The 6,380-nt window shown below is 30.2% G+C and carries 6 protein-coding genes; 4 read left to right on the forward strand and 2 right to left on the reverse strand.

Annotated features, from left to right (window positions below; translation table 11 throughout):
• Positions 1-9 precede the first annotated feature (9 nt).
• Positions 10-567: a thioredoxin family protein gene (locus Q0762_RS12800; RefSeq protein ID WP_298767322.1), complete on the forward strand. Its 558-nt coding sequence runs from the start codon at positions 10-12 to the stop codon at positions 565-567.
• Between the two features lie 104 nt (positions 568-671).
• Here the strand turns inward: Q0762_RS12800 and Q0762_RS12805 are convergent, their stop codons facing one another.
• Together Q0762_RS12805 and Q0762_RS12810 are read right to left on the reverse strand one after the other, a co-directional pair.
• Complete coding sequence (locus Q0762_RS12805) at positions 672-845, reverse strand: type II toxin-antitoxin system Phd/YefM family antitoxin (protein WP_298767332.1); 174 nt, start codon at positions 843-845, stop codon at positions 672-674.
• A gap of 36 nt (positions 846-881) precedes the next feature.
• Positions 882-1,913 (reverse strand): rhodanese-related sulfurtransferase, encoded by a 1,032-nt coding sequence (locus Q0762_RS12810; protein ID WP_298767324.1) that lies wholly within the window; start codon positions 1,911-1,913, stop codon positions 882-884.
• Positions 1,914-2,174: 261 nt separating this feature from the next.
• On the opposite strand from Q0762_RS12810, the gene pflB reads away from it, so the two are divergent.
• From pflB to Q0762_RS12825, 3 genes are all read left to right on the forward strand, one after another.
• Complete coding sequence (pflB, locus tag Q0762_RS12815; protein WP_298767326.1) at positions 2,175-4,430, forward strand: formate C-acetyltransferase; 2,256 nt, start codon at positions 2,175-2,177, stop codon at positions 4,428-4,430.
• Between the two features lie 174 nt (positions 4,431-4,604).
• Entirely contained in the window at positions 4,605-5,327 is a 723-nt protein-coding gene (gene pflA / locus Q0762_RS12820; RefSeq protein WP_298767328.1) for a pyruvate formate-lyase-activating protein, read from the forward strand.
• Positions 5,328-5,338: 11 nt separating this feature from the next.
• Entirely contained in the window at positions 5,339-6,310 is a 972-nt protein-coding gene (locus Q0762_RS12825; protein WP_298767330.1) for an OFA family MFS transporter, read from the forward strand.
• The last annotated feature ends 70 nt before the right edge of the window (positions 6,311-6,380 follow it).

Consider the following 6,380-nt stretch of genomic DNA (forward strand, 5'->3'; position numbering starts at 1 on the left):
GCTATATTTATGAAAAAAATATTCTTTACCTTAATTTTACTAATCAGTAGTTTTGTTCACAGTCAAAGTTGTGATATAACAAAAGACAATTATGGTTTTTTAAAAGTTGATTTTACAGATATTAAATGTCTTGCAAAAAATGATAAAGAATTTACACTAATTTATACTTTTGGATTATGGTGTGAGCCCTGTATAGTGCATTTAAAAGACGTTTTAGCTTTAGCTAAAAATTATAATCTTAAATTATTAGTACTTGTTATTGATAGAAACGAAAACAATTACGCTTACAGTAAAAAATATTTAGAAAGTAAAAAAAAGGGAATTACTGTGATGTCTCTAAAAAATATTTACGGAAAAAAACAAAGAAAACGATACAAAAATTTTCTAACTGAAATTACACCTAAAAAATTTAAGAATATAAATGGTATGTCAAAGTACATTTTACTAGACAAAAGTGGTAAAGTTTTAATGGTAACGAATTATAAAGATAGATTGAAAGGTGAAGATTGGAGAGATGATAAACCTATGTTAAAGCGAAAAATTATACCTCTTTTAACTAGAGAATAATGTTTATAAACTCAAAAAACAAAAAGTTTTCCGACAATTTTCTTATCCGCTCTTTGCCAATACAAATAATTGTTGCAATAGGTTGTAGACCAAATTAGTTGTATTTAGATTGTTATTTCTTCTGCTATACCTTTAGCAGCTTCTAACTCTTTTACAGATTTTAATATCAAATTTTTACGGCCTTTTCTTGTTGTAATAACATCACTTACATCATTAATAACTTTGTCTAACCAATGTTTTACATTCGATCTAAAATCTTTGTAATTTACCGTTTCAATCTTATAAAATTACAGAAAAAGAACTTATTTAATTAGTTATTTCTTAAACCTCAAAACCTCACTTCTACCTTTTTTAAAGATTTTATTGCTTGCGCGTTTGCCTTTTCTCAATTCTTTTTGCTCTTCAAAAGAAAGTTGAATTACTTCTTGGCAATCTGTAGAACAGGTGTTTTCCATTTTTTCTGAACACGCATCACATTGTATAAAAAGCAAATGGCAACCTTCGTTTGCGCAATTTGTATGCGTATTGCAAGGTTTTCCACATTGGTGGCAGTTAGAAATTACATGGTCAGTAATTTTTTCTGCGCGTCTGTGGTCAAAAACAAAGTTTTTACCAATAAATTTATTTTCAATGCCTTTGTCTTTTACTTGGCGTGTGTATTCTATAATACCACCTTCTAACTGAAAAACATTTTTAAAACCTTTGTGTTTGTAATATGCAGAAGCTTTTTCGCAACGAATGCCTCCAGTACAGTACATTAACAAATTTTTGTCTTCTTTATTGTCTTTTAAATCTGCTTCTATAATATCTAAAGAATCTCTAAAAGTATCTACATCTGGTGTAATTGCACCATCAAAATGCCCAATTTCACTTTCGTAATGATTTCGCATATCTACACAAACCGTGTTTGGATTTGCCAACATTTCGTTGAATTCTTTCGCATTTAAATGCACACCTTTGTTGGTAACATCAAAAGTAGCATCATTTAAACCGTCTGCAACAATTTTGTTTCTAACCTTAACCTTCAACTTTAAAAACGACTTATTGTCTTGTTCTACAGCAACATTTAAACGAATGTCTTTTAAAAAAGAAATGTTGTCTAACTGTTCTTTTAAAGCTTGCATATTTTCTGCCGGCACAGACAATTGCGCGTTTATGCCTTCAAAAGAAACATAAATTCGTCCTAAAACGTCTAAAGCGTTCCATTCTAAAAATAATTTATCTCTAAATAATTGTGGGTTTTCTATCTTGTAATATTGATAAAAAGAAATGGTTAGGCGGTCTTTACCAGCCTCATCTATTAAAGCAGCGCGTTCTTTTGCGCTTAATTTATTGTACAGTTGCATGCTATACTAATTTTTTAAGCTGAACTAAAATTCAGATATTATTTATAATGTTGGCAAAGGTAATTATTTAAATGAATTTTTAAAGTTTTCCTAAAATCTTATCAGAATAAAGTTGCTACATAATTCATAATCAAATTTAAAACAACCAACTTTTTCTTAAATAATTGAAAACCTAACATTTATCATGTTTTAAAGTTTTTTTGTGCTGTAAATTTATACCATCAAAAGTAAAAAACATAAAAATTATAAAATATCTAAGCCATGTTAGTAGAAGAATTAATTTTAGAAAGACCAGAAAAAAGAGAGTTTACAAAAGGATTATGGAACACCTCTATTAATGTTAGAGATTTTATAATTAAAAATATTGTTTCTTATTATGGAGATGATTCATTTTTAGTTGGTCCAAGTGTAAAAACAGCAAAACTTTGGGAAGTTTGTAAAAAAGAAACTGCCATAGAAAGAAAAAAAGGAGGTGTACATTCTGTAGATACAGAAACCATTTCTGGTATTTCAAATTTTAAAGCTGGCTATATAGACAAAGAGAATGAAACCATTGTTGGTTTGCAAACAGATTCGCTTTTAAAAAGAGCTATGAAACCTTTTGGAGGTTACAAAGTTGTACAAAAAGCCCTTCAGGAACAAGGCTTAAAACCTAGTGAAGATATTAATACTTTATTCACAAAATACGTAAAAACACATAATGATGGTGTATTTTCTGCTTACAATGCAGAAATTAAGAAATTCCGTTCTTTAGGATTTTTAACTGGTTTACCAGATAATTATGCTCGAGGAAGAATTATTGGAGATTACAGACGTGTAGCTTTATACGGAATTGATAAACTAATTGAAGTTAAAAAAGCTGATTTAGCAAACATAACTGGCCCAATGACAGATGCTGTAATTCGTCTTAGAGAAGAAGTTGCAGAACAAATTAAGGCTTTAAAAGATATGATTGTAATGGGAAATCATTATAATCTAGAATTAAACAGACCCGTAGAAACTGCGCAAGAAGCAGTACAATGGACTTATATGGCTTATTTAGCTGCTGTAAAAGAACAAGATGGTGCTGCCATGTCTTTAGGTAATGTGTCTACTTTTTTAGATATTTTTATTGAAAGAGATTTACAAAGTGGTGCAATTACAGAAGTTGAAGCACAAGAATATATAGACCAATTTGTAATGAAATTAAGAATGGTACGTCATTTAAGAATGGCTGCTTATGATGAAATTTTTGCTGGAGACCCAACTTGGGTAACAGAAGCAATTGGTGGTATGCTTAATGATGGTAGATCTAAAGTTACCAAAACAGCTTTCCGTTTTTTACATACATTATATAATTTAGGGCCATCTCCAGAACCAAATATTACAGTTTTATGGTCTCCATTATTACCAGCTAACTTTAAAAAATTCTGTGTTAAAGTAGCTATAGATACTTCATCTATTCAGTTTGAAAATGATGATTTAATGAGAAATTTAAGAGGTTCTGATGATTATGGAATTGCATGTTGTGTTTCTTATCAAGAGCTAGGAAAACAAATTCAGTTTTTTGGTGCAAGAACCAATTTAGCCAAAACACTATTATTAGCTATAAATGGTGGGAAATGTGAAATTACTGGAACACAAATGGTTGCAGGTATTGCACCTTGTAATTGTGAAATTTTAGATTTTGATAAAGTAATGGCAAACTTTAAAATTGCCATGAAAGAAGTGGCAAGAGTTTATAATGATGCCATGAATATTATTCATTTTATGCATGATAAATATTATTATGAAAAAGCTCAAATGGCTTTAATCGACACCAATCCAGATATTAATATTGCTTATGGTATTGCAGGTTTATCTATTGTTGCAGATTCTTTATCTGCAATAAAATATGCAAAAGTAAAACCAATTAGAAATGAAAAAGGTTTAACTGTAGATTTTAAAATTGAAGGAGAATTTCCAAAATTTGGTAATGATGATGACAGGGTAGATATTTTTGCACATAATGGTGTAAAAGATTTTAATAATGAACTTAAAAAATTAAAAGTTTATAAAGATGCAGCACCAACCATGTCTGTTTTAACAATTACATCTAACGTTGTCTATGGTAAAAAAACAGGTGCAACTCCAGATGGCAGACCCTTAGGTGTAGCTTTTGCTCCTGGTGCAAACCCAATGCATGGTAGAGATACCAATGGTGCAATTGCTTCTTTAAATTCTGTTGCTAAAATAGATTATAAAGATTCTCAAGATGGTATTTCTAACACTTTTTCTATTGTACCAAAATCTTTAGGCGCTACAGAAGAAGAAAGAATAGACAATTTAGCAGCAACTTTAACTGGTTATTTTGAGCATGGTGCACAACATTTAAATGTGAATGTTTTAGACAAAGAAACTTTGTTAGATGCAATGGCACATCCAGAAAAACACCCACAATTAACTATAAGAGTTTCTGGTTATGCAGTTAATTTTATAAGATTAACTAAAGAGCAGCAAATGGAAGTTATTTCTCGTTCTTTCCACAAATCTATGTAAACCAATTCATCTTATTTTTAAATTTTAAGGGATTCAAAAAAATAGCATAAACTCCTTAAAGAGGTTGCTTTTCAAAAGAAAAGTAGGTTGAGTTTTTTTTGAATCCCTTTTTTACAATTTTTAACGGATTCCTAAAATTCTCAAAAAATCAAAACACAAGAAAACATATTAAACGTGCATTCCATAGAATCTTTTGGCACACATGATGGCCCAGGAATTAGAATGGTAATTTTTTTACAAGGCTGTAAACTAAAATGTTTATACTGCCACAATCCAGATACTATAGATACACATGGTGGTAAAGAAATACATATTGAAGAGCTAGTACAAAGAGCCATAAAAATGAAATCTTATTTTGGTGAAAAAGGAGGCGTTACAGTTTCTGGTGGAGAACCCGTTTTACAAGCACAAAATTTAATTCCTTTTTTCAAACGTTTAAAAGAAGAAGGTATTCATACCAATTTAGATACGAATGGTCGTGTTTTAAATCATCCAATAATGGAATTGTTAGACAAGTATACAGATTTAGTAATGCTAGACATCAAACACATGACAGAAGATGGTTTTCAAAAAATAACTGGTCAAAAAAACAAAGAAACTACCTTCAATTTTGCAAAACATAGAGAAAACTCTGGTAAAAAAATGTGGTTGCGTTATGTGTTAATTCCAGAAATTACAAATACTCCAGAATTATTACATCAATTGGGCAATTATTTTAAAGAATACAAAACAATAGCACAAATAGAATTGCAACCTTATCATAAATTAGGAATTCATAAATGGGAAGCTTTAGGTTGGGAATATGAATTGGAAAATGCAAGAGAAAACACTCAAGAAGAATTGGAAGAAGCTTCAAAAATTTTAAGTAACTATTTTAAAAAAGTAAAAATTAATTAAAGAATTATATTATGAAAGCACAAAAACTAAAAAATAGATGGCTTATTGCAGCTTCTGCTGTGGGTATTCATATTTCAATAGGATCTGTTTACGCATATTCTGTAATGACAAATCCTGTAAAAGACATTTTTGAAGTAGAAGGAAGTGTTATAAAATGGGCGTTTAAAATTGCTATTTTATTGTTAGGTCTTTCAGCAGCATTTCTAGGAAAATGGGTAGAAAAAGTTGGTCCAAAAATTAGTGGTACTACTGCTGGCATTTTATATGGAATAGGAATTTTAGGCTCTGGCTTTGCAGTTCAAATAGAAGCTTTATGGTTATTTAATTTATGCTACGGAGTTATAGGAGGTATTGGCTTGGGTTTAGGCTATATAACACCTGTAAGTACTTTGGTAAAATGGTTTCCAGATAGACGTGGTTTAGCAACAGGAATGGCAATTATGGGTTTTGGTTTTGCAGCATTAATTTTTGGTCCAGTAATGGCAAAATTATTTGAAACGGTTGGTGTTTCTAATGCCTTTTATATACTAGGAGCTATTTATATGGTACTAATTTTATCTTCTGCTAGATATATAGAAAGACCTCCTGTTGGTTATGTTCCAGAAGGCTTCAAAGAAGGAAAAGGAAAAACAATTAAAGCAGATATTTCTAACGTTTCTGCAAACGAATCTTTAAAATCTCCTCGTTTTTATTACATCTGGATTATGATGTTTATTAACATTGCGTGTGGTATTGCAATTATTTCTGCTGCGAGCCCAATGATGCAAGAAAAATTAGCTTATACACCAATGCAAGCAGCAGCAATTGTTGGTTTTATTGGAGTATTTAATGGTTTAGGAAGAATTACTTGGTCTACATTGTCCGATTATTTAGGTCGTGCAAATACATTTATTATCTTTTTTGCTTTTCAAATTCTAGCTTTTTACTGCTTACCTAAAATTGGTGTAGAAAGTGTTTTCCTTATTATATTATTTACAACCTGAGTTCGATTAATAAAACGCAAGTTGATTAGTATTAACTGTTTGGTATTTTATAGAAGGTTTTTTAGGCAAA

This window comes from uncultured Polaribacter sp. (assembly GCF_947495205.1).
Classification (GTDB): domain Bacteria; phylum Bacteroidota; class Bacteroidia; order Flavobacteriales; family Flavobacteriaceae; genus Polaribacter.

Coding starts and splice junctions, on each gene's coding strand:
- Q0762_RS12810 (WP_298767324.1), bottom strand. CDS start 1,913: ATGCAACTGTACAATAAATTAAGCGCAAAAGAACGCGCTGCTTTAATA.
- Q0762_RS12800 (WP_298767322.1), top strand. CDS start 10: ATGAAAAAAATATTCTTTACCTTAATTTTACTAATCAGTAGTTTTGTT.
- pflB (WP_298767326.1), top strand. CDS start 2,175: ATGTTAGTAGAAGAATTAATTTTAGAAAGACCAGAAAAAAGAGAGTTT.
- Q0762_RS12825 (WP_298767330.1), top strand. CDS start 5,339: ATGAAAGCACAAAAACTAAAAAATAGATGGCTTATTGCAGCTTCTGCT.